Annotated in this window: 25 protein-coding genes; 18 read left to right on the plus strand and 7 right to left on the minus strand. The window is 52.3% G+C overall.

What is annotated here, in order from left to right; translation table 11 throughout:
- Positions 1-1,525, plus strand: a 1,525-nt coding sequence (locus PQG80_RS20980; RefSeq protein WP_271753520.1) for a Z1 domain-containing protein, incomplete at its 5' end; no start/stop codon positions are given.
- The gene (locus PQG80_RS20985; protein WP_271753521.1) at positions 1,515-2,477 is read left to right on the plus strand and encodes a PD-(D/E)XK motif protein; all 963 of its coding nucleotides are present in this window, start codon (positions 1,515-1,517) and stop codon (positions 2,475-2,477) included. The genes PQG80_RS20980 and PQG80_RS20985, both read left to right, overlap by 11 nt.
- A 141-nt stretch (positions 2,478-2,618) precedes the next feature.
- On the opposite strand, the gene PQG80_RS20990 is transcribed toward PQG80_RS20985, so the two are convergent.
- On the minus strand, positions 2,619-2,828 hold the full coding sequence (locus tag PQG80_RS20990; protein WP_271753522.1) for a helix-turn-helix domain-containing protein: 210 nt from the start codon (positions 2,826-2,828) through the stop codon (positions 2,619-2,621).
- 345 nt (positions 2,829-3,173) lie between these two features.
- Between PQG80_RS20990 and PQG80_RS20995 the strand changes: the two genes are divergently transcribed.
- The 7 genes from PQG80_RS20995 (at position 3,174) to PQG80_RS21025 (ending at position 6,930) form a co-directional block, all read left to right on the plus strand.
- Entirely contained in the window at positions 3,174-3,467 is a 294-nt protein-coding gene (locus PQG80_RS20995) for a hypothetical protein (RefSeq protein ID WP_271753523.1), read from the plus strand.
- A gap of 88 nt (positions 3,468-3,555) precedes the next feature.
- Entirely contained in the window at positions 3,556-3,882 is a 327-nt protein-coding gene (locus tag PQG80_RS21000; protein ID WP_271753524.1) for a nucleoside triphosphate pyrophosphohydrolase, read from the plus strand.
- A gap of 14 nt (positions 3,883-3,896) precedes the next feature.
- Positions 3,897-4,481: a hypothetical protein gene (locus tag PQG80_RS21005; protein WP_271753525.1), complete on the plus strand. Its 585-nt coding sequence runs from the start codon at positions 3,897-3,899 to the stop codon at positions 4,479-4,481.
- Between the two features lie 27 nt (positions 4,482-4,508).
- Entirely contained in the window at positions 4,509-4,772 is a 264-nt protein-coding gene (locus PQG80_RS21010) for a hypothetical protein (protein ID WP_271753527.1), read from the plus strand.
- Complete coding sequence (locus tag PQG80_RS21015) at positions 4,744-5,313, plus strand: hypothetical protein (protein ID WP_271753528.1); 570 nt, start codon at positions 4,744-4,746, stop codon at positions 5,311-5,313. The genes PQG80_RS21010 and PQG80_RS21015 overlap by 29 nt, the downstream gene beginning before the upstream one ends.
- Before the next feature lie 160 nt (positions 5,314-5,473).
- Positions 5,474-6,430, plus strand: a complete 957-nt coding sequence (locus tag PQG80_RS21020) for a sigma-70 family RNA polymerase sigma factor (protein ID WP_271753529.1) — start codon at positions 5,474-5,476, stop codon at positions 6,428-6,430.
- A 74-nt stretch (positions 6,431-6,504) separates the two neighbouring features.
- On the plus strand, positions 6,505-6,930 hold the full coding sequence (locus tag PQG80_RS21025) for an SRPBCC family protein (RefSeq protein WP_271753530.1): 426 nt from the start codon (positions 6,505-6,507) through the stop codon (positions 6,928-6,930).
- An 80-nt stretch (positions 6,931-7,010) separates the two neighbouring features.
- Here PQG80_RS21025 and PQG80_RS21030 read toward each other — a convergent pair whose 3' ends face one another.
- A complete protein-coding gene (locus PQG80_RS21030; RefSeq protein WP_271753531.1) occupies positions 7,011-7,427 on the minus strand; it encodes a VOC family protein in 417 nt (138 codons plus the stop codon).
- A gap of 445 nt (positions 7,428-7,872) precedes the next feature.
- On the opposite strand from PQG80_RS21030, the gene PQG80_RS21035 reads away from it, so the two are divergent.
- The 3 genes from PQG80_RS21035 to PQG80_RS21045 all read left to right on the plus strand — a co-directional run bounded on the left by PQG80_RS21035 (position 7,873) and on the right by PQG80_RS21045 (position 9,839).
- On the plus strand, positions 7,873-9,129 hold the full coding sequence (locus PQG80_RS21035) for a S1 family peptidase (protein ID WP_271753532.1): 1,257 nt from the start codon (positions 7,873-7,875) through the stop codon (positions 9,127-9,129).
- Between the two features lie 106 nt (positions 9,130-9,235).
- Positions 9,236-9,667, plus strand: a complete 432-nt coding sequence (locus tag PQG80_RS21040) for a hypothetical protein (protein WP_271753533.1) — start codon at positions 9,236-9,238, stop codon at positions 9,665-9,667.
- A 28-nt stretch (positions 9,668-9,695) separates the two neighbouring features.
- A complete protein-coding gene (locus PQG80_RS21045) occupies positions 9,696-9,839 on the plus strand; it encodes an SRPBCC family protein (RefSeq protein ID WP_271753535.1) in 144 nt (47 codons plus the stop codon).
- A 166-nt stretch (positions 9,840-10,005) separates the two neighbouring features.
- Here the strand turns inward: PQG80_RS21045 and PQG80_RS21050 are convergent, their stop codons facing one another.
- Complete coding sequence (locus PQG80_RS21050) at positions 10,006-10,428, minus strand: VOC family protein (protein WP_271753536.1); 423 nt, start codon at positions 10,426-10,428, stop codon at positions 10,006-10,008.
- A gap of 277 nt (positions 10,429-10,705) precedes the next feature.
- On the opposite strand from PQG80_RS21050, the gene PQG80_RS21055 reads away from it, so the two are divergent.
- Positions 10,706-11,251: a hypothetical protein gene (locus PQG80_RS21055; RefSeq protein ID WP_271753537.1), complete on the plus strand. Its 546-nt coding sequence runs from the start codon at positions 10,706-10,708 to the stop codon at positions 11,249-11,251.
- An 80-nt stretch (positions 11,252-11,331) separates the two neighbouring features.
- On the opposite strand, the gene PQG80_RS21060 is transcribed toward PQG80_RS21055, so the two are convergent.
- Together PQG80_RS21060 and PQG80_RS21065 are read right to left on the minus strand one after the other, a co-directional pair.
- Positions 11,332-12,315 (minus strand): aldo/keto reductase, encoded by a 984-nt coding sequence (locus PQG80_RS21060; protein WP_271753538.1) that lies wholly within the window; start codon positions 12,313-12,315, stop codon positions 11,332-11,334.
- Between the two features lie 84 nt (positions 12,316-12,399).
- Complete coding sequence (locus PQG80_RS21065; RefSeq protein WP_271753539.1) at positions 12,400-13,137, minus strand: hypothetical protein; 738 nt, start codon at positions 13,135-13,137, stop codon at positions 12,400-12,402.
- Positions 13,138-13,906: 769 nt separating this feature from the next.
- On the opposite strand from PQG80_RS21065, the gene PQG80_RS21070 reads away from it, so the two are divergent.
- Positions 13,907-14,923 (plus strand): SGNH/GDSL hydrolase family protein, encoded by a 1,017-nt coding sequence (locus PQG80_RS21070; protein ID WP_271753540.1) that lies wholly within the window; start codon positions 13,907-13,909, stop codon positions 14,921-14,923.
- Between the two features lie 49 nt (positions 14,924-14,972).
- Here PQG80_RS21070 and PQG80_RS21075 read toward each other — a convergent pair whose 3' ends face one another.
- Entirely contained in the window at positions 14,973-16,700 is a 1,728-nt protein-coding gene (locus tag PQG80_RS21075) for a sensor histidine kinase (protein WP_271753541.1), read from the minus strand.
- Positions 16,697-18,307 carry a response regulator transcription factor gene (locus PQG80_RS21080; protein ID WP_271753542.1) on the minus strand — a complete coding sequence of 537 codons (1,611 nt, stop codon included), beginning with the start codon at positions 18,305-18,307 and terminating at the stop codon, positions 16,697-16,699. The genes PQG80_RS21075 and PQG80_RS21080 overlap by 4 nt, the downstream gene beginning before the upstream one ends.
- Positions 18,308-18,528: 221 nt before the next feature.
- Between PQG80_RS21080 and PQG80_RS21085 the strand changes: the two genes are divergently transcribed.
- The 4 genes from PQG80_RS21085 (at position 18,529) to PQG80_RS21100 (ending at position 23,525) form a co-directional block, all read left to right on the plus strand.
- Positions 18,529-19,491 (plus strand): ABC transporter permease, encoded by a 963-nt coding sequence (locus PQG80_RS21085; protein ID WP_271753543.1) that lies wholly within the window; start codon positions 18,529-18,531, stop codon positions 19,489-19,491.
- A gap of 25 nt (positions 19,492-19,516) precedes the next feature.
- Positions 19,517-20,401: a carbohydrate ABC transporter permease gene (locus PQG80_RS21090; protein ID WP_271753545.1), complete on the plus strand. Its 885-nt coding sequence runs from the start codon at positions 19,517-19,519 to the stop codon at positions 20,399-20,401.
- A 62-nt stretch (positions 20,402-20,463) separates the two neighbouring features.
- Positions 20,464-22,095 (plus strand): type 2 periplasmic-binding domain-containing protein, encoded by a 1,632-nt coding sequence (locus PQG80_RS21095; protein WP_271753546.1) that lies wholly within the window; start codon positions 20,464-20,466, stop codon positions 22,093-22,095.
- 104 nt (positions 22,096-22,199) lie between these two features.
- Positions 22,200-23,525 (plus strand): alpha-L-fucosidase, encoded by a 1,326-nt coding sequence (locus PQG80_RS21100; RefSeq protein WP_271753547.1) that lies wholly within the window; start codon positions 22,200-22,202, stop codon positions 23,523-23,525.
- Positions 23,526-23,538: the final 13 nt, after the last annotated feature.

Below are 23,538 nucleotides of genomic sequence, written 5' to 3' on the forward strand. Positions count from 1 at the left end.
GCATAAAAAGGGAAAGAAGTCTCCTACTTATGAAGAAATAACAAACTTAATTAATGTTTTTAAAATTCGAGCGTATGTAGCATTTACAGCAACCCCACAAGCAAATTTGCTTATCGACACAATTGATGAATTGTCGCCGGATTTTTGTGTATTAGTTGAACCTGGAGAAGGTTATACTGGCGGCTCTGTTTTTCATGGAGTCAATCAAGATAAATATATTAGGATAATACCAGAAACAGAGTTGCCATTTGATGATTATGTTCCAGAAACACTCAAAAAAGCTCTGGCTACATTTTTTGTAGGGGGGGCGATAAGATCGCTAAGAAAAGATGACGATTATCATTCAATGCTTGTGCATACGAGTGGAACAAAAAATGATCATCATATTACTGGTGAAATAATAAAAACATTAATAGAAAATTGGAGGCAAAAAATTCTGCTTCCTCCCCATGACCCAGCAAGAGCTAGTATAGTGAGTTGCTTGTTTTACGCTTATGAGGATATTGAAACCACCGCAGAGAGTGAATTGCCTGCCTGGGAACTGGTTTTGCCCAAAATTAAAGACGAAATAACTAAACTTATGACCTGGATTGTTAATAGTTCCCCAAATGCAGAGAATCCAACTGAAAAATTAAATTTAAAGAATAATATATTTATAGGAGGAAATATGCTTGAGCGTGGCGTAACACTTGACGGGCTTGCTATTACATACATTACTCGTCGTGCAAAATCCCCTCAAGCTGATACCGTGGAGCAAAGAGCAAGATGGTTTGGTTATAAGAAAAAGTACTTAGATACTTGCCGAATATTTGCGCCACAGAATGTAAAGGATGAGTTTGCTTATTTACTCGGAGATGAAGATGATTTATGGGAGACTTTGAAGTTAAATGAAGAAGAAGGACTAGACATTAATTTGTGGAGCAAAATAATACAATGTTCAGCTCCGTTTAGGCCGACGAGAACAAATGTAGCGTCGGCCAAGAAGGTTGATTATGAGCAGTTTACTACACAAAGTAGAGTCGAACTTTCTGCTGAAATTGCAACTCATAACGTAAAGGTGGTTCAAAAGTTTTTCGACGAAGCAAATGGTGTTGAAACTGATTTTGGAGGCACCATACATTTGCTTGCTTCGGAGTATAGATTAAAAGATCTATTCGAAAAGCTGATTTTGCAAATAAAAACTAGTCGAGTCGATGATGATGCTTTGTCTATCATAAACACTGTAATTAGAAGATTACTACGATTCGATTCCGATCAAGAGATCGAAGTGTTGTATATGAGGCGAGGTAATGTAGGGGATAGAAAGTATACCGGAAACAGTGTAGACCAGGTTATGCAGGGCGCAAGTAAGAAATATAAAGGTGATCGTTATTTCATGGGAGATACATTCCATCTCCAGGTTCATATATTAGAGCCTCATTATAATGATAATCCGCTTGTAAATGCTACTGTTTCTCTCGTATTATACGTTCCCAATTCGTATGTTGAACATGTTCGTAGGCTGGTGAAATTAAGTGGAAACTAATTCTTCATCTGACTTATTAAAAAAGCTGACAGATTTAAATCCAGATATAAAATACGATTATTTTGGTATTGAAGTCAATAACCTAGTTTTTTTGACTATTGATCGAAACAAATTTGTTTCACTTTTAATTAGAACTGAAGACCGAATTAGTTATAAGATGTCAACTGATTTAATTTCGTTATCATTAAGTGAATCATGTACAGTAACGATCAATAACAAACCCATGGCTTCAAGATGCCATGTTATGTGTTGTAAAACTGCGAGTGATGAGATAACAAAATCGTTTTTGGCCTTATGCCAAGCCTTTGCCGTTCAGATCAATGTAACTAAAAATAGCAATCATGTAATCGAGTTTTTCAGTAATTTGACTCAGTTGTTTAAAATAACACCTTCTATGGATCTGACATTGGAGAGACAAGGCTTGTGGGGAGAATTGTTTGTAATACAACACTCCCAAAGAATAAAGTCCTTTGTTACATTTTGGCACAACGAGACGAATAGGAAGTTTGACTTTTCCAAGGAGAACTTAAGGCTTGAGGTTAAGACCACAACCAACTCCAATCGAATTCATATATTCTCTCATAATCAATTGTATCGCAATGACCAAGTGCAGATAATTATTGCTTCAATTATGCTAAAGTATGATGATGCGGGGCTTTCTTTAAGAGAGTTAATAAATGACATTCGAGAGTCATTGCACGGTGACATAGATTTATTATATAAACTTGAAAAGGCTGTCCGAAAAGCAGGCATGTTGGACCAGCATGAGGTTGGGCCGACTTTCGATGTGTCCTATGCAAAAGATCAACTTTATTGGTTCAACTGTAGAGATGTTCCTCGTTTTAATCAATTTGAACCAGAGGGAGTATCTAACACTAAATACTCGGTTGACATTACTAATTCAAGCAGATTATCCGAAGAGTGGGTGGGTGAGTGGTTATCAGCATGGTAATTACAACTTTATAATTATAAATCTTAAATTTTTTTAGTCTTAGTCAATAATTTGCTTAGATATTCTGTGTTCGGGCTATAGAATTTGAAATAGATCCTTATTTTGTTGTTAGTCTTCGACTAAGAGTCGAAGACTTTTATTTTATATTTCTTCGGCTTTCCTCCGATCCCTCCACTCTTCAATCTCACGCGGGTCCACGTCTAAAATTTCGCATATATGCAGCGCGATATTAACGGTTGGAGCACTGAGGCCATGCTCAATATTCTGATAGTGCTTCAGCGATACGTTGATCGCGCGACTTACTTGTTCTTGCGTGAAGCCCTTTTGATTTCTAGCCTCTATGAGTTTCATAACCATCCAATCTCCTCTTGCCTACATTTCTTCCATCGTAGACAATTCCCGAAATTTTAATGACAAAATATAATTGGCGAACTATAATTCCTATAAGAGTTCTTTTCCATGCCATCATGAGGGAGGCCAACCATACTCCACTTACTCCATCAGTATGAGGAGGAAAAGCGAAAGTTAAACGAGCTGGGGCGCCGGTCGTTGGAGCAGGGGATACCGCTGTATATAAATGAGGCGGTGCAGGCGCAGAGTCGGAAGGTGGACGAGCTGATCGTTCAGTTGCATAAGAGGAAGGCAGGACGCGAAGAGCGGCTGCGCAAATAAATAATGCAGGGAGGGGAGAGGTGGATGGAGGTTCCGTCTTGGTTCCGAAATGCAATTCAGCAACGGCTTGATGAGATTACATCCGATAGCGAGGTAGGTCCTGAGCTGCTCCAGGCGCATATAGATGAGCAGAAGGCCTTTGAGTCGTTGTACGATGGCATGGATGCGACACAATTCAACAGGTACATGGCATGGGAAGATCGGCATCTTTTTAGGAGGGCTCTGGAGAATGAGCGTCTGTACATGGAAGGCGTGAAAGACGGAGCTCAGTTGGCTACGGCACTGATGGCTGATTCATGCAAGACATATGATAAATGAAGTTGAGCCTTGGAGCGTGGTGAAGCGAGTTTCTTTGACGCGCTAATATAGAGCTATACCACGCACTTATGCAAAAGGATGAAAATAGATGCCAATCTACAACAAGCTTGTGCGTGACCGGATTCCCGAAGTCATTGAATCCTCGGGCAAGGCTTGCCGGACACGGATCTTGAATGAAGAAGAATATCATACCGAACTCGTCGTTAAACTTAGAGAAGAGTCGGAGGAATACTTCGCTGCTCAGCGTGCGCAGGATTCTCTGGAAGAACTTGCAGATATGCTGGAGGTCATCCGCGCAATAGCAGTCGTGCACGGCGCTTCATGGGAGCAGTTGGAGGCGATCCGGGAAGAGAAGGAGGCAGCTCGCGGCGGATTCCGGGATCGCGTGTATCTCATCGACGTCGAAGAAGTGTGAGGAGGGACGACCGATTGTCCATTCGGTTTAGAAGCACGATAATAACCGTTATCGTCGCGGCGCTTTGCGCAACCCTTTTGTACTACGGCATCGATTATATGAAAAGAAGGACGACTACGCATTCCGACGAGGCCATAGCGACCAATATCGATCAGGCGATTTTGAATGCGCCGATTGTCATTATGGGGATTGTGACAGACGGCAAGGGGGAGCCCCGGAACTTGAGACGGGATGCAACGGACCCAACGAAGGAAGAGGCTCGCGTGGTCGTTCCCGGAACAGACTACAACGTCACCGTGACCCAAGTATTGAAAGGCAATCTGGAGACGGGAAGTCAGATCAAAATTGCAATAGGCGGCGGAAATTACAAATCTAAAAAAGCGCCGTTACGCGCGACGGTACTGGCCGGAGAAGAATATATTTTTACCATTGCGCCTAGTAGCTCGGGTGCTCAGCAGTATTACGGCATTATCGAACCGTTCATTTACCAGCTCAAGGACAATCGTGTAGTAGCGATTAGCAATATTGAAAAGTATAAAGCGGCATTCCAAGAAACCGAGATCAGCGAGGCTGAATTTTGGGATAAGTTTAAGGAATGAGCATGGATTATAAGGAGTGAACGGACCTTGTACAGCTTTGAAAACTTTAAAGAAGATCTCAGTCATGGAGGAGAGGCGAATTTTACATACAAAGGTTTGATTTACGCCATTGTCAGAACCGGTGGCGATAATCCTCTCGATGGTTGGTACTATTGCGATCAGACGAAGTCGCATGAAGAAATCGTTTTTTACGACAGAATGTCTTCGCTGTTAGATAACTCTATAATCGATGGAAGAAGTCTGAAAGAGGTATTTAATAGCGATGAGATTGAAGATATTACGATTTGGTAAAGATGACAACAGCTTCGTCCTAGCGGGCGGCACGACACAGATGAGATACATCTTAAGTTACGGGCTCATCGTTTTGCTTGCTTTTACGATGGTAGCGCGCAGCCAAGAGAGAGCGGACGAACAGTTCACTCAGGTGACCGGCTATATTATCGACATTCAAAATCATGAGATCCTCCTATCCGCCAGTCCGGATCGCCAGCCTCCGATGTGGTTTTCCAATGCGCCTTCGGGCTTGGAGATCGGTCAGCAAGTCACAGTCATTCCAGACGCTCAGGGACCTGTCGCTTTGGAAGTACCATCGCATCTTCTAGCTAAGAAGGTAACCGTGTTGGCTCAATCTTCTGACCATCCTTCCAAGCTGACGGAGCAAGAGGCCGTGCGACAAGCGATTCGTAAGGTTGTGTTTCCGTACTACGCCATTGAAGACGTGACTTACAATTCCGCGGACGCTGCGTGGGAAGTGCGGGTTCGGGAATGGGTGAACGAAGTATTTGTAAGCGAGAATCCAAAGACGACTCGAACGATTGTTGTGCGAGAATAATGAAGACGCCGGCAGATGCGCCCAGCGTCTTTAAGCGTTGCCCACATATGGCCATCCAAAATCCATACAAGATCGCGCCAATTAATTCAATTGAGGCTATCCGCTTCATTGCATATAATGAAGGTACCGCCCTTCGGGGAGATCGTTAAGGGAGGCCGCGATGACCGAGACCGCATTTGACGAACCTTTATTTGCAAGCTTGAAGCCGGGCTTAACCTCGTTCTGTTACCGGATGCTGGGCTCCATGGACGATGCGGACGATGCCGTTCAGGAGACGAGTATTCGGGTCTGGCAGAGCGGGAGCACGTTCAGACAGGATGCCTCGTTCAAAACTTGGGTCTACCGCATTGCGTCCAACCTGTGCTTGGACAAGCTGAGACAATCCAAGCGCCGCGCGCTTCCCGTCGATCTATTCGACCCGGCCGCCGCTATCGTCGAGCCGCGCGATACGCAGCCGGACGCCGCCTGGATCTGGCCGTCTCCCGACTTTGGGGGCAATCCGGAGGATCGGCTAGTTCGCAGAGACACCCTTCAGCTGTGCTTCATTGCGCTCTTGCAGACCTTGCCTCCGCGTCAACGCGCCGTACTCATTTTGAAGGATGTATTTGAATGGTCCTCCAAGCAGATCGCGGAGACGCTCGCGATGTCGCCCGCAGCGGTGAACAGCGCCTTGCAACGAGCACGAGAGACGATGGGCCGGGCGCAGCTTCGCTCGGATGAGCTTAGCAGCATGGACGTTCAGCCGGAGCCGCAGCTGTTGTCCCGGTATGTGGAAGCCTTCGAGCAATTCGATATTAATGCGCTCGTCGCGTTGTTCCACGAGGAAGGCTGCATGTCGATGCCGCCCTTCGAGATGTGGATTCGCGGCAAGGACGATTTGTCCGATTTCTATTCGCTTACGCGCTGGCATTGCGAGGGTTCGCGATTTGTGCCCGTCACAGTGAATGGTGGTTATCCGGCGCTGGCCCAGTATATGCCGGGCAAAGAGGACGCCAGCCTGGTACCCTGGGGCATCCACGTCATCGAAACCAAAGACAATCAAATCCTGCACGTTCAAAACTTTATCAATACGAAATTATTTTCGAGATTTGGGCTGCCTGAGCGAATCGACCGATGAATTTGGTCATTGGCCTACGTCTATATCATTGAGAATACCAAATGACGAATATGATGAGAGAGGTGTCCATTCAAATGGAAACGAATCAACCGACGAAAGTAACCGTGCAAGCCGTCATTCAAGCCCCTGTCGAGAAGGTATGGCGCTATTGGAACGAGCCGGAGCACATCACGAAGTGGAATCAAGCGTCCGAAGACTGGCATGCGCCGAGAGCCGAAAACGATCTGCGGGTCGACGGCAAGTTTACGACACGGATGGAAGCGAAGGATGGCAGCATGGGCTTTGATTTTGGCGGCGTCTACGATGTCGTGAATCAGCATGAGGCGATCGGCTATACCATGGATGACGGAAGAAGAGTGGATATTGCCTTTGTCGATCAAGGCAGCGAGACGAAGGTCATTGAGACGTTCGACGCGGAGAGCTCCAACCCCGTCGAGCTCCAGCAAGCGGGCTGGCAAGCGATCATGGACAGCTTCAAAGCCTATACCGAACAAAACTAATCATCGCGAAGAAGACGCTGGGGAAGGTGCCCGGCGTCTTTTCTTTTCGAATCCAAATACGAACCGTGCTCTGCATAGCCTTAACCTTGAGCTGCATCCGCGTTCATGTAGTTGATCGCCCACAGATGGCCGTCCAAGTCCACGAAGCCCCAATGGTACATGAACCCATGATCCTCAGGTTCAGCGTGTAATTTTCCGCCCAAGGAGACTGCGGTATTCACGATCTCATCGACCTTTTCCCGGCTCTCGAAGGCGAGTGCGATCGTCATCTGCGCATACATGCTCGTATCGACGATCTCCCTCTCTGTGAGCGTAATAAAGAATGCTTGGTTGATCAGCATGACCTGCAGATTGTCGCCGATCACGATGGCTGCTGAATTCTCGTTATCGGGGTATTGCGGGTTGAGCTCGAAGCCGATTCCGGTGAAGAACGCCTTCGATTGCTCTACGTTTTTTACAGGCAGGTTGAGGCTTGTGAATCTCGACGATAATGCCATGTTCAAAACACCTCATCGTCAAATGAATTTGTGGTCCATTGTTGTCTTCGTTTGTATAGACGACAGTCGATTCGGGAATTCATCGGTCTGATTGGTTCGAAAGCCGAAATTTTGAAAATATTTTGTCTTTTTGAGCACAAGGAGTGAATCCCCCAGGAGACCCAAGCGGGATGGATCTTGGCTCGGCATATATTGCGCAAGGCGGGAGTTTAGTAGGTTAGAGAGGTTACACTTTGATAGTAAATTAGACATAAAAAAATGAGTATTGTTAACCAGCAAAAAGTTATCAAAATTTACATAATTCGACTGACTCCTAATAGATTTCATTATATACTTATTTTGTATTAATGACCATTTGTATGGAAGGAGCTGAGAGGGAATAAGTTCGATAGTTTTGGTAAGTTGAGCTGACTTCGTGTAAAAAACTATTAGGAGGATCTAACAGATGAAAAAAGTCAGTAAATCGATTCTTACTATTCTAACAGCTGCAAGCGTAATTTTACCCTCATCTGTATTTGCAGAACCAGCTGAAAGCGAAGCTAATTTAAATATGTCTGCTGAACAACAGGAGCAATACAACATAGAGAAACAGTATTTGAACGATGTTGTTCATACGATTAACTCCACTATTGGGTCGACCGAGGCACTCGACGAATATGGAGAACTTTATATTGATACACAGACTGGATACAAGTTTGTCTTGGCTCTTGCGTCTACGGACGAAAAAACAAATCAACTGGGGGAAAAACTAAAAAGTATCGTACCGAGCGAATTTTTGGAATTTAAATCTGTAAAATATTCAAAGTCTCAACTCGATAAAATGAGAGATGAGATTGCTCAAGATCTTGAAGGATCAGGAGTTACAAACTATGAGATCAATACGAGTGTCAAAGACCAAAAAGTAGAAGTGAATCTCGAAAGGGAGACACAAGCAAGAGGGAATACTATCGAGGCTTTGTTTGACACAAGTGAAATTGATCAAAGTGTAGTCGATGTGAACTACGACGTAGTTATAGATGCGGAACCAGCCTTAGCAAGAACTGCTAACTTTACTACGATGGGCGGCGGAATCGCAATTGATAATAGCAATTGTAGTACAGCCTTTACGGCAACAAAAGACACTAAGGAATTTTTAGTTACGGCAGGGCATTGTGTTACTAGCATAGGCAGCGCTGCGAAACAGAATACAACCAATGTAGGCACTCAACATCTTAGCGCATATGGCGATTATGGTACTGATGTTGGACTGATACTGCTCACAGACACTTCTCGTAGCATTGGGAATGGATATTATTATAACGGTCTTGCAAATGGGGAGTATGACAAGAATTACACGACTACAACTACCGTTATTAACGGACAATTGATCTGTAAATCCGGTATAAAGACGAGTGTAACCTGCGGATCTGTCACTAATACCAGCGCCACTGTAACTTATGGAACAATCCATCTCACAGGGATGATACAGGCTAAGAAAGATGACGGAGGCCTTGTGTTAGGCGGAGACAGCGGCGGAATCGTATTCAATCCGTATAATTACGGTCAATTAATTGGTATCGTATCAGGAAGGAGTCTTGCCACCTCGACTCTACCTGAAGGTTATTACGGTTATTTCACGAAAGTTGGCAATGCACTAGCTAATGGTGGAGCTGTAACATTGTACACAAGTAGTTCCACTAAGGCAGTTAACCCGAACAGTTAATCATTTCGTAAGACAGTGGGTGTTAAATAGTCGGGCACCCACTGTCTGCTGCAACAACTCAGCACTGTAAAACGTTTGAAGATTAAACAACATAAGGGGTGCTGAAATGAAGTTAAAAACCATTTGTGCTTTCTTGTTGACCTTTTGCTTTGTTGTTTTGGTGAGCGGGTGCGGGAAGAGTAGCGATAATGAGACAGGAACTGAAACAGAAATAAATCATTTATTTTTGATTAAACCAGGTGACCTATCTAAAGCGACGATTTTGCTTGGTGATGGTACACTCTCAAAAGAGTTGTCAGAGAAAAGTGACATTGAAGAACTTACAAAGTATTTGGATGAAGCGAAGATTGCCGAAGGTTCTGCAACCGCAGATAAACCGAGGCTGATTAGCCTGCATAAAAACGATGGGACCGTAATTTCAATTGAGCTGACGGGAACAGGGACAATTTTCATCGACAAAAATACAAACATTGCTTATACAACAAATAAGCAAGATGTTCCCTTTCTAACCTGGATTGAAAATAAAGAGAAACAATAAGTTTCTCTTTTTGCATAAAGGGAGAAGAGTGGATATTGCATTCGTCGACCAAGGCAGCGAGACGAAGGTCATTGAAACGTTTGACGCGGACAGCAGCCACCCCGTCGAGTTCCAGCAAGCAGGCTGGCAAGCGATTATGGATAATTTCAAAGCCTATACCGAACAAAACTAATTATCGCGAAGAAGACGCTGGGGAAGGTGCCCGGCGTCTTTTCTTTTTGAATCTAAATACGAACCGTGCTCTCCGTAGCCTTAACTTTGAGCCGCATCCGCGTTCATGCAGTTGATCGCCCACAGATGTCTAAACAACGACTGATGCGTACGAGCTTCGCTCTCCGTTATCCTTCACCTTGAGCCGCATCCGCGTTCATGTAGTTGATGGCCCACAGATGGCCGTCCAAGTCCACGAAGCCCCAATGGTACATAAACCCATGATCCTCAGGTTCAGCGTGCAATTTCCCGCCCAGGGAGACCGCGGTATTCACGATCTCGTCGACCTTTTCCCGGCTCTCGAAGGCCAAGGCGATCGTCAGCTGCGCATACTTGCTCGTATCGACGGTTTCCCTCTCCGTGAGCGTAGTAAAGAATGATTCCGCGATCAGCATGACCTGCAGGTTGTCGCCGACGACGATGGCTACCGCATTCTCATTCTCGGGGAATTGCGGGTTGATCTCGAAGCCGATTCCGGTGAAGAACGCCTTCGATTGCGCTACGTTTTTAACATGCAGGTTCAAGCTCGTGAATGTGGACGTTAATGCCATTTTCAAAACACCTCTTCGTCAATTTGGTATGTGGTCATGAGTGCCTTCGTTTATATAGACGACAGCAGATTCGGGAATTCATCGGTTAATGGGTTCCTACTATCCTAAGAATAGCAGAATTCATTTTTATATGGTTATTTAATGAAATGATACTTTTAGTCCGTCGCAATTTAATGAACCCTATCATATCATAGAAGCTATGTTTCTTGCCGTCGGAGGACCCATCGGTTCTAGCCAAATAATGATGATCACGAAGTAAAAAAGGAGAAAACAAACCATGCCTTCATTTACAAAGACCGCTTCTCTATCCATACTACTTGCACTGGCTTTAACGACTGCTTCAGGTTGCGGACAAGGGGATAAGTCTTCTGAGAACGCTGCCGAAAAATTGATTGAGCAATCTTCAGGCGTTAAGGTTAAAGAAGATGGTAATGGGGTGTCGATCAGTTCGGATAAGGGAGAGGTCCTGTTGAACGGGGAAGCCAAGGAACTTCCAGAGGGATTTCCTCTGTCTGTCTCCCCTGGTTCAAAGATAGAGAGTTCGATGGTGACCGATGCGGAAGAGGGCAAAAATTATATAGTAGCCCTAACTAGCGATACGTCGATTAATGAACTAGCTGAATTTTATGAAAATGCGCTTGAAGAAAAAGGGATAACTCCCGAGCGTACGGATCTCCAGGAAGACGAGGGAGACGGCTTAAATTCCGTATTCCTTAACGGTAAATCGGATTCCCTGAACGTTACCGTGCAAATCGTTAAAAATGAGCAAGAAAAGAACAAGGAGAGTTATCAGCTGAATCTTCTTGTGACGCAACTAAAATAACAAATGAAAAAATATAGGAACCAAAGCAGCGGATCCCCATATGGCGGATCCGCTGCTTTTTGAGCGCCTTTCCCGATCTATTAGTAAGCACCCCGAATATGTTCGCTAACCTGTTCCCGGTAAAACTGTCGCAGCCGCTCGTGTTCTTCCGCAGTGAACGGCTTCGTAGCCAGGACACCGAGGTTGTCCTCGACCTGACGCACGTTCTTGAACCCCGGGATCACGCAGGTGATCTCCTTGAAGTCCAGCAGCCAGCGGAGCGATGCGCGCGTCATGTTGTCGCGGCCTTCCGCGATCCAGGAGAGCTGCGACGCGAGCTCTACGCCTTTGGCGAAGGGAAGGCCTGCGAACGTCTCGCCCACGTTAAAGGCTTCGCCGTTCTGGTTGAAGTTGCGGTGGTCTTCGGCTTCGAAGGAAGCATCCGCCGTAAACTTGCCGGTCAGGAGGCCGCTGGCGAGCGGCAGCCGCACGAGCAGGCCGACACCGCGCTCGGCCGCCCGGGGGAGGAGCTCTGCGATGGGCTTCTGCCGGAAGATGTTGAATATAATCTGCAGCGTCTGCACGCCCGACTTTTCCACACAGAACAAGCCTTCCTCCACGGTCTCGACGCTGACGCCGTAAGCGCGGATCTTGCCTTCCTGCTGCAGCTTGTCCAATACCTCGAACACGGCGCCTTGCTTCAGGATCTCGAACGGCGCGCAGTGGATCTGATACAGATCGATCGTATCGCGTTCCAGCCGCTTCAGGCTGTCCTCGCACCACTGGCGCACCTGCCGCTCCGAATAGGTCTGCGGGTCGTGGATATCGCCCTGGCGGCAGAACTTCGTGGCGATGTGGATCTGGTCTTCCTTGCCCTTGGTGGCGCGTGCGAGCAGCCGCTCGCTCTTGCCGTCGCCGTAGACGTCGGCCGTATCGAAGAAGTTGACGCCCTCTTCCATCGCCTTATCCAAGGCGCGGAGCGACTCCGCATCGTTCGTCTGCCCCCATGAGCCTCCGATCGCCCAAGTACCGAAGCTGACCTCGCTAACCTGCAAGCCCGTTTTGCCGAGCGGTCGTAAGTTCATATGCTCATCCTCCATTGTCAGTACCTGAAGTTTTATCTACCGTATTGTAGCAGACGGATGGTTGAATGCGCTATCACCGTTGCGCTACATCAACCCGGCCGCCTTCTTAATCCGCGTCCGCTCGCTGACGACAACCGTCTTCATCGCCTCGGTGCCATACACGCCTGCCGTGAAGGAGTTCGCGTTCTCGTAGAAGACCATCCGGAAGGAAGTCCCGTCCTGCAGATGAACGCGCAGTAAGATGCCGTATTCGGGCTTATTGTCCTTGTAGATCGTATCGAAGCCAACCAGCTTCAGCTGCGGCAGGTCCCTGGCGAAGATGGCCGACGCCTCCGGCGTAAAGTCGCCGATCGGGCTGCCGTCCATTCCGCTCTCCAGGCTGACCTTGGCGATCTTCCCATCTATGTCCCACAGGTCGCCGATCGTCTTCGCATTCGGATTGCGATCGGCCTCATACACTTTGCCGCCCGCCATCACGCGGTACGACGGTTTATAGCCGTTCATCGCGTAGATCGGCGTGCCGATCGGCAGGTAGGCGGCATCGCCGTTTTTGGTCTTATGCTTCGTACAGGCATGCTCATCTAGCATATAGGATACCTCGCCGACCTTCTCTCCTCGCCAGCCGTCTACGACTTCCTTGGTTCCGTCGGGATTGGACGTATACATAATATCGTTCAGCATGAGAAAGTCGACCCATTCGGTTTCGGCGAAGCAGTCTCCCCCGATCCCGCCGACCAGCGTATTCTTTAGCACGCAGCCGGCCGCGGACAGCATCGCTGCCAGCATGAGTACGGCCACGGCCAGCCGTGTCATTGCCTGCATGGTTTTCACCTCATCACCTAGACGATTCCAGACGAACCATAGTTACATGGATTGCTCTGATAAATAAGGCACAAGACAGCCGCCAATGAATGTGTATAATTTAGGTAGACACGGCGCATATATCCAAAGATAACACAATTAAATAGAATAGGCGGAAACAAATGAATCGGATTCGAATGAATAAGACTTATCAAACGGTTCTTCTCGTCGTATTCCTAATAATGATTCTCCTAGATGCCACCTTGCTCATCCTATTCCTGAACGACTACCTGTTATTTTTCTTTACCGGAAGCAGGATCTTGGCATTAATAGGGGCTCATTTCTTCATGCTGATTTTGTTTTCTCTCGCTTTTTACTGGGCAAGAGCTATCCTAATCATTACAATACCTATGGGGATATGCATCGGAGTGGGATCATATTTGTACGTTCATTACGCGCTTCCCCAATGGAGCTATCAATATTTTGACTCTCCCAGACAGACCAACACGGTTGTCCTTCGTTATCGAGCTGCAACATTAGGGGAGAGCCAGTATTTTTTTGAGTTCTATCAGAAGCCCTCGAATAAAATGCTTATGCATCATAGGACATCGTACGATTTCAAACTGGGGTTAAAGGAACAAGAGAAGTATAGGGGCATCCAAAATGTACAGTGGTTAAATGAGTCCACTATTCAGTTCGATGTACAAGGCGTTTCGAAAACATTATCGTTGGATTGAGGAACGAGGATCAGTCGCAGTAACGACAGCCATATCGGCAAGGGGAGACGAAGATGAGTCAAGGAACCGACTTTTGGAAAAGCCGCGAATACTACCGCAATCTGCTCTTTTTAAAGGAAACGAACGAAGGGGTGCAGCCCGTCCGATTCACGGAACGCCAGTTGGCGCACTTCGCCGCGAACGAGGCGTACCGTCTGCGGTCGCAATGCCCGGCCGGCGCGAGCATCGTCTTGCGGACGGACGCAGAATGGCTTGAGCTGGACATCTTCGTTGAAGGCTCCGTGCGCAATCATATTCACGCCATGGCGCTCGTGAACGATCGTTGGACCAGCCTGCAGGCCTGCGAGCCGCTCGGTTCGTTGCCCCGTGCGGTTACGTTCCGCTTTTTGCTGGATCCCTCGGGACAAGCGAGCGAATCGAGGAAAGTCGAAATCTACTTGTCGCAGTTCTCGCAGCTTACGATTACGAATGTCCGTCTATCGCCCGGCGCATCTGCTTCCCCCGCGGAGGATCGGCCGTCCCGCAGACTGCTCGCCCTGGGAGATTCGATCACGCAAGGGTTCGACAGCCGCAATCCTGCCGGCACCTATGCGGTTCGGCTGTCCAGGCTGCTCGGCGCGGAGCTGCTCAACCAGGGCGTAGGCCAGCATGATTTCGACCCGGCCAGCTTCGATCCGGAGCTGACGTTCGAACCGGATCTGATCACGGTCGCGTACGGCGTCAACGACTGGGCGAAGGATAAATCCGCCGAAGAAATCGCCGCGAATGCCGAGCATTTGCTGAAAAAGATTCGTTCTCGCTACGCGGACACGCCGATGATCGTCATCACGCCGATCTGGGCCTACCACCAGGACGAGCGCAAATCCGCGGGTGCGCTTGACGACGTCCGGGCCGCCATTACAGGCGTCGCCGCCGAATTGGACTTAGTTCACGTGGCCGAAGGGACCGAGCTGGTGCCGGGATTGCCTTTTCTGTTCGCAGACGGCGTGCATCCCACGGAAGAGGGCTTCGGCCACTACGCCGCGTCCCTGCATCGTATCGCGCAGCGCATACTGACCGATCGGCAGTGAATAAGACGCAGGAGCCGACCGCCAGCCGGTAACTCCTACGCGGCATCCTTCACACCACCTGCCGCGGTATCCTCACCCGCATACACGCCCCGGGCCCATCTACCGCCTCGATCGTCAGCCCGAAGTCGGCGCCGAAGATGAGCTTGATGCGCTCGTCGACGTGCTTGAGGCCATAGCCGGCGGTCGGCGTGGAGAGCAGCTCCGCGAGCCGCTCGGGCTCGATGCCCGGCCCGTTGTCCCGCACGCTAAACGCAATGGTATCGTCGTGCAGGCGCGCCGAGATCTCGATCAGGCCCTTGCCGCCGTCGGTCTTGCGGTTGATGCCGTGCTTGACGGCGTTCTCGACCAGCGGCTGCAGGATGAGGTTGATCATGCCATAGGCGTAGATCTCCTCGTCGATGTCGTAGCGCACGTCGAAGCTGTGCCCGCTCGTCGTCAGGATGATGTCCAGATACGACTGGACGTTGATGATCTCGTCCCTCACCGATATGATATTATCCCCGCGGTTGAGCGCGGTGCGGTAGAAGCGGGACAGGCTCGTCACCATGTGGCTGATCTCTTGATCGTCGCTCCGCAGCGCCTTCCAGTTGATGAAGGACAGGGTGTTGTACAGGAAGTGCGGCGTGATCTGCGACTTGAGCGCCTTGAGCTCGGCTTCCTTCTGGATGATCTTGTTCTTGTAGCCTTCGTTGATCAGCTCGTTGATCCGCTGCATCATATGGCCGAACCGCTCGGTCAGCTCGCCGATCTCGTCCCGCGAGGTGTTCTGGATGCGCAGCTCGAGCTCGCCGTCCTCGGCCCGCTTCATCCAGTTGTTCAGCCGGTACAGGCGCCGGATCATGGAGTTGGCGAAGAGGGAGATGACGACGATCAGGATGAGCAGGCAGATGCCGGCGATGATCAGGGTCGCACTCACGATGCTGCCGGAGTCCTCCACGATGTCCCGGTAGGGCACGAGGCAGTACAACGTCCAGTCGGTGCGCGGGATCGCCTGCTTGATCATCAGCATCTGGGTCCCGTCGATGCTCGTCTCGCCCATCTGGCTATTCTGTATTTTCCCCATCAGCGCGACGGTCTGCGTATCCATCACATGGTTGGAGTAGATGGACGCCCCCTGGCCATCCACCAGGAACACCCAGTGCTGGCGCAGGGTATCGGGCAGGTCAGAGAACAGCGTGCGGTTATTGACCCGGATGTACAGCACGTTGTCCTCGCTCGCCGTCACGGCGGACCGGTCGGAGGCATACAGCTTGGGAAATGGGCCGGCGAGAAACAGCGCGTTGCTCTCATGATACCATTTGACGCCCTTCACCTTCTCCACGTCCGCGTACCAGGGCAGCGCCTTGATCCGGTCGATCTTGTTGATATACTCGCCGTATTCGGGCAGCTGGCTGTTGGTGTAGATCGACAGCTGTGTCGTATCCTTGTTCAGATTCATCAGCATGTTGAGGTACGGATTGAGGAACTGGTTGAAGTCCAGATACAGATTGTACAGATCCATATACCTGTTGGACAGGATGCGCTGCACCACGTTGTTGTACAGGATCAGGCTGGACATCGTCTCGTAGTGGTCCATGTTGGACTGGACGCTCTCCGAGATGACGTCCACGTTCCGCTGGAAGCTCTCGAGCGCCTGCTCGCGCAGGAAGGTCTTGGATTGATAGTAGGAGTACATGCCCAGGATCAGGATCGGGATGATGCTGATCACGAGATACGTCAGGATGAGCTTCTGCCGGAACCGCAGCCGGTCCAGGAACCGCCGGGCCAGCCGGATCATGGCAGGTTCCCTTCCCGGATCTGCGTCGGGGTCTTGCCGTAGTAGTTCTTGAACAAGGTGCAGAAATAAGGGAAGTTCGCGTAGCCAACGTCGTGGCTGATGTCGATGATCTTGCGGTTGGTCTCCTGCAGCAGCGCCTTGGCCTTGGCCAGCCGGTGCATGGTCAGATACTTGATCAGGCTGAGCCCGGTCTGCTTGACGAACAGATGGCTGAGATAGCTGGGCGTCAGATAGACGCGCTCGGCGATGAGCTCGACCGACAGCTCGGACCGATACTCCCGCTCGATGATCTGGATGACGTCCGCCACGACCTTGTGCACCGACTCCGGCGGCGGAGTCGGGGAGGCAGGCGCCAGCTGCGCTCCGTAGGCCTCGAAGATGGCGATCATGACGCCGCGCAGATCCTTCAGCACCGCGGTCTTGTAGATCGTCTCCAGGCTGCGCTTGAAGAAGTCCGGATCCTTGGCCTTGGCGGACCTCAGGATCGCGCGCACGATCTCCGAGCAGATGTACTTCACGTAGATGACGGAGAATTGGTCGCTGTTCCTCAGATGGTCGAACAGCGTCTCGAAGCGCGTGCGGACGAGTCCGAATTCCCCCCGTTCGATCAGGCCGTTCATCTCCTCCAGCGTCTGCTCGATATTCTGGGTGTCGCCGGGCTGCTCCGCGAGGGTCGCGGTCAGCCGGACGCCGCCCTCCTCGTAGAAGAACTTGCTCTCCAGGATCGCCTCGACCCTCCGGTATTCATCGCGCATGCCCGCCGCGTCCCGGAACGTCTCGCTGACGATGACGCTTATCTCCTGCTGCGACGGCTGCGACCGCGCCTTGAACCACGCCATGATGTCGCGGCCCAGCTGGACGAACCGCTCCTCGGGCTCCGCAGGCTCCTCAGCCTCGGCCTCCACCTCCAGCAGGATCAGGCTCTGGTATTCGTTCATGTTGATGATGGAGCTGGGGTAGGGCAGCCACTCGGTCAGGCTCTGCTCGAACTCGGGGTCCGCCGAGTCGAAGAACCGCTGCCTCGTATCCAGCATCAGCATGCGGTAACGCCGTTCCCCGGACGGATTCCCGTTCGGCAGCACCTGGTTCCACGGCAGCAGGGCTTGCCTCGGATCGCCCGCCGCCACGGCTTCCGCATCGCCGCCGCTGCTCAGCAGATCCGCCAGGATCCGGTGTTTTTCCCACTGGATGCTCTTCCGGCTCTCCTGGCGGAGCGACTGCTGCGTCCGCTCCTCCTCCTCGAGCATCTGCATCGCCTTCATCAGCACGTCGAGGAAGTTGGTCACGTCCACGGGCTTCAGGATGTACTGAATCGCCTGCAGATGGATCGCCTTCTGCGCGTACTCGAACTCGCCGTAAGCGCTTAAGAAAATGATCTTCACGGACGGCCGCAAGCCGCGAACCTGCTCGGCCAGCTGCAGTCCGTCCATCTCCCGCATGCGGATATCCGTCAGCAGGATGTCGACCGGATGCTCCGATATATACTGAAGCGCCTCTTCGCCGCTCGCCGCCTCCGCGACCTCGAGCGCGAGGCCGTATTTGTCGATAAGGAACTTCACGCCGTCCCGCTCGAAGCGCTCGTCATCCACGATCAGTATGCTGTACACGGCCGATGCCTCCCCCGTAAACCTCGATTCTCCTAGCCGGTGTCTTCCTATATGATTATCAGGCTGCGCCAAAAGTCTCGTCAATATCGCCCGGAGAACATCGCAGTAAAGTGAAACGAATCGAAGATATGAGAAGAATACAGCGCTTCCAAACCTGTGCTACGATGTACCTGCGACCAAGAGCGCAAGTCGTACGCAACCAAGAGAGAGGAGGGGGAACCGTGTCGGACATCGGCGCATCGGCGGAATACCGCGAGCTCCGGCCCAGGGCGGGACCCGGCGAGCGAGCCAGACGCTTCGTCAAATATCGCGCGCTGCTGCTCATGCTCGTACCCGGTTTTATCTTTTTGATCATCTTCAATTATATCCCGATGTACGGGGCGATCCTAGCCTTCAAGGAATTCAAGATTATGGGAGGCATCGCGAACAGTCCCTGGGTGGGCATGAAGTACTTCGACAAGGCCTTCCATGACCCCCACTTCTACGTGGTGCTCAAGAATACGCTGATCATCAGCTTCTACAAACTCCTGTTCGGCTTCCCGGTTCCGATCCTGTTCGCCATCCTGCTGAACGAGCTGCCGGGCCGCCGGTTCAAGCGATGGGTGCAGACGATCTCGTATCTGCCGCACTTTATCTCGTGGATCGTCCTGTCGGGCATCTTCATCACGATCTTCTCGCTGGAAGGCCCGATCAACCTGCTGCTCAAGGCGATGGACCGCCTGCCGATTATCTTCATGGCGGATGAGCATTACTTCCGGTCGATTCTGGTCGGGACCTCCATCTACCAGAGCTTCGGCTGGGGCTCGATCATCTATCTCGCGGCGATCGCGGGCATCGACCCGCAGCTGCACGAGGCGGCCATCATCGACGGCGCGGGACGGTTCAAGCGCATGATCTATATCACGCTGCCGATGCTGGTGCCCGTCATCTCGATCATGCTGATCCTGTCCATGGGGTCCATCCTGGACGCCGGCTTCGATCAGATCTTCAATATGTACAACGCGCAGGTGATGGACGTCGCCGATATCATCGATACGTACGTGTACCGGATCGGACTCATCAATGCCAACTACAGCTACTCCACGGCGGTCGGGCTGTTCAAGTCGGTCGTGGCGCTCATCCTCGTCCTCGGCGTGAATCGGATCGTGAAGGCGATCGGCGGGAACGAGCACACGCTGTGGTGATGCCGCAGAGCAAGGAGGTTCTACGATGACGTACCGCAAGAGTCTTACGGAGAAAATGATTGACGTGCTGCTGTACGCGGGCATGATCGTCCTGATGTTCGTCACGCTGTATCCCTTCTGGAGCCAGATCGTGCTGTCCCTGGAGGAAGGCGCCTCGGCCTATTCGACCGGATTCATGCTCTATCCCCATAAGCTGTCGTTCGAGGCGTACCGCCTAGCCTTCCACTACACGCCGCTCTGGACGGGATATCTCAATACGATCGTCCGCACGGTGCTCGGCGTCGTCCTGATTCTCGTATTCACGGCGCTGACGGCTTATCCGCTGTCCAAGAAGGATCTGCCGTTCAATCGGGCGTTTACCGGGTTCCTGCTGTTCACGATGCTGTTCAGCGGCGGGCTCATCCCGAACTATCTGCTCATCAAGAACCTGGGGCTGCTGAATTCGGTCTGGTCCCTGGTGCTGCCGGGCATGATCAGCGCGTTTAACGTGCTCATCATGCGCAACTTCTTCCGGTCCATCCCCGAGAGCCTCGAGGAGTCGGCCCGGGTGGACGGCGCCGGCTATCTCCGGATCTTCGTCAGCCTGATCGTGCCGCTCTCCGCGCCGGTGCTGGCCACGGTCGCGCTGTGGGTCGGCGTCGGGCACTGGAATGCCTGGTTCGACAGCCTGATCTACATCTCGGACGGCCGCAAGCAGGTGCTGCAGGTCGTGCTGCGCAAGATCGTCATCGAGAACGATACCTCGAACCTGAACGCCATGATCCAGAAGATGAGCACCAACACCAAGTATACCGGCCGGCAGCTGCAATCGACGGTCATCATCCTCTCGATCATTCCGATGCTAGTCGTGTATCCCTTCGTGCAAAAGTACTTCGTCAAAGGCGTCATGGTCGGCGCTATTAAAGGCTAAGCCTTCAAATAGAGCTTCAAACGGAACATCACACAGATCATAAAAAAGGGAGCGGTATCCGGATGGTTAAACGCATGAAGTGGCTCGCTGCAGGTCTAAGTGTCATCCAGGTGGGACTCATCGTCTCGGCTTGCGGCAACTCGAACAACAATGACAGCCCCTCGTCGGCGGCGGCGTCGGGCACGGCCGGCGCGTCGGCTTCCGCAAGCGCTTCTGGGGAAAAAATGAAGCTCATGGTATGGAACTTCGACGCGGACAAGACCAACCTGAACGGCTACGCGATGAACGCCATCCGCGAGAAGTTGGGCGTGGACCTCGACTTCTACACGTCCACCAACGACCCCGACGCGATCCGGGAGAAGCTGCTGCTGCAGATCGCCTCGGGAGAAATCCCGGACTGGTGGAAGGAAGTGCCCTTCGCGGACGCCGACAAGTTCGCGGATCAGGGCGCGGCCGCGGAGATCCCGCTGGACCTGCTGGAGAAGAACGCCCCAAACTATATGAAGTGGATGGAGAAGAATCTCGGCCCCGACCCGATGCGCTACGTCAGACGTCCGGACGGCAAGATCTACAGCCTGCCCGTCCTGTGGACGCTCGCCTCCTCCTCCGAGGTGCTCGGCTACCGCAAGGACTGGCTGGAGAAGGTGGGCATTACCAAGACGCCGGAGACGATCGACGAGATGGGCGAGGCGCTGACCAAGTTCCGGAACGACGATCCGGACGGCAACGGCAAGAAGGACACCTACGGCATGACCGCTACGTCCGCCACGATCTCCGCGATCTTCTCGCCGGTATTCGGCGCCTACGGGGTCTATCCGGGGGCGACCGTGGACATGGACGGCAAGGCGGTTCGCGGCGAGGTGGAGCCCGGCGCCAAGGAAGCGCTGACCACGCTCAACAAATGGTTCAAGAGCGAACTGATCGATCCCGAATTCTTCGTCAATAAAGACACGAACCTCGACGACAAGGTCATCTCCAGCAAGGTCGGCGCCGTGTCCCGATCGTGGTGGGAGTTCCTCCAGCCGGAAGCGTTCTTCAGCGGCAAGTATTACTTGAAGCTGCGCGAGCTGGTGCCGAACGCGGAATGGGCGCTCAGCAGCGGCCCTAAGGGGCCAAGCGGCCAATTCGGCATCACGGAAGGCAACCCGATGCTCGGCACCGGCATTCAGTTCGGCATCCAGCTCGAGAAGGACCAGGCCAAGATGGCCAAGTACCTGCAGATGTTCGACGCCACCTCGTTCGACATGGATCTCTTCACCAAGATCAAGTACGGAGAAGAGGGCGTCACGTACGAGCGCAAGGAAGACGGCAGCTACGTCTATCTGCCGCCGTACGACCAGGAAGAGGAGCGGACGAAGTTCGGTATCGGCCCTTACTACCATGCGCCGGCCAGCTTCAACGACTATGACTTCCAGGCGCCGTTCATGACCCGCAAGGATCTCATGCCGGTCAAGGAAGAGGCGGCGAGCAAGGGCATCGGCAAGTACGACTTCATGACGCCGCTGGCGAAGCCGGTCTATACGGAGTTCAAGGACGCGCTCGACCAGATGACGATCAAGAACTATATCAACTTCATTACGGGCAGACGTCCGATCAGCGAGTTCGACGCCTTCGTCGCGGAGTGGAAGAAGGCGGGCGGCGAGCAGGTGCTGGCCGAGGCGCAAGCCAAGCTGGACGAATTGAACAAAAAATAAAACCGAACAAGGCAGGCAGCGGCTGAAGCGAAGATCGAGGCGGTAGAAGTACGCTCCGGTGTTCGCTTCAGCGCTGTCCAAGGGTCCCGAGGAGCGTGCATCCGATGAGTATCGAAGGCAATTACGAGGTAACGATCGGAGGTTCCCTGCGGAAGAAAAGCCAGCTGCAGGCGGTCATCCGCGCACTCGGCGGCGCGAACGATGGAACCGCAACCGATATCGAACCCACGACAGGAACCAAGGAAATCTCCTATAAATGGTTCAATTCCGAAACGAAGGAGGGAACTTACAACCCGGTGATCGGGGCGGTGCAGGATACGCTGCCGCTCGCCGCCGACGCCGTGGGCCGCTATTACAAATGCGAGGTCACGGTTCGGGAGAATGCCGAGGGCGCCGTGCCGCGGTCCGCGACGAGCGAGGCCGCGGGTCCGATCGCCGACGTGGAGGGCAATCCCGACACGGACTGGCTGCACCGCGCGCGCTACGGCATCTCCCACCACCTGCTGGCGGAGTTCATGAACCGCGTCGCCGCGGAGCCGGAAGAGAAGTGGCAGCCAGGCGAGTCGTGGGACGAGGTCATTCACGGATTCGACGTGGATGCCTATGTGGAGCAGGTTGTGGAGACGGGGGCAGGCTTCGTCATCCTCACGCTTGGGCAGAACAGCGGGTATCTGCTGTCGCCCAATGCGACGTACGACCGCATCGCGGGCGTGAAGCCGGGCGAGCGGGCCTCGACCCGCGACCTGCCGATGGAGATCGCCGAGGCGCTGGCGCCGCACGGCATCCGGCTCATCCTGTATTCGCCGGCGAATCCGCCCAGCAAGGCGCACAAGGAAGAGGGCGACTTCGCCATTAACCGGGCGTTCGATTACCCGGTCGAGATCGCGCCGTCCCAGGAGACGCAGGCCAAGTGGCAGGCGGTCATCCGGGAGTGGTCGGACCGGTACGGGGACAAGGCGGCGGGCTGGTGGTTCGACGGCATGTGGTTCCAGCAGGCCTACGATGACCTGACGCTGCCGTACAACTGGTACAGCCTGGTGAACGTGGCGAAGTCGGGGAACGCCTCGCGGATCGTCGCGTTCAACTCCGGCATCGGCAGCAACATTCTCGTCAACTCCCCGTTCGAGGATTATATCGCGGGAGAGACCAACGAGATCGGTCCGCTGCCGGCAGGCGGGCGTTGGGCGGACGAGGCGAACGGCGTGCAGTGGTTCCACTGGACGTTCCTGGGCGAGTTCGTGAAGGATCTGGCCGGATGGGGCAATACCGGCTTGAACTGGCCCACCGATGATCTCGTCTCCTGGGTGAGGGCGGCGGTCTCCCGCGGCGGCGTTATCTCCCTGGACACGCACGTCAACCGGTTCGGCCGGCTGGACCGGCAGCAGATGGCGCAGCTGCTGGCGATCAAGGACAGCTTGAAGGACAGTTAGGGCGCATATTCCT

The organism is Cohnella rhizoplanae, assembly GCF_948329515.1.
Lineage (GTDB): Bacteria > Bacillota > Bacilli > Paenibacillales > Paenibacillaceae > Cohnella > Cohnella rhizoplanae.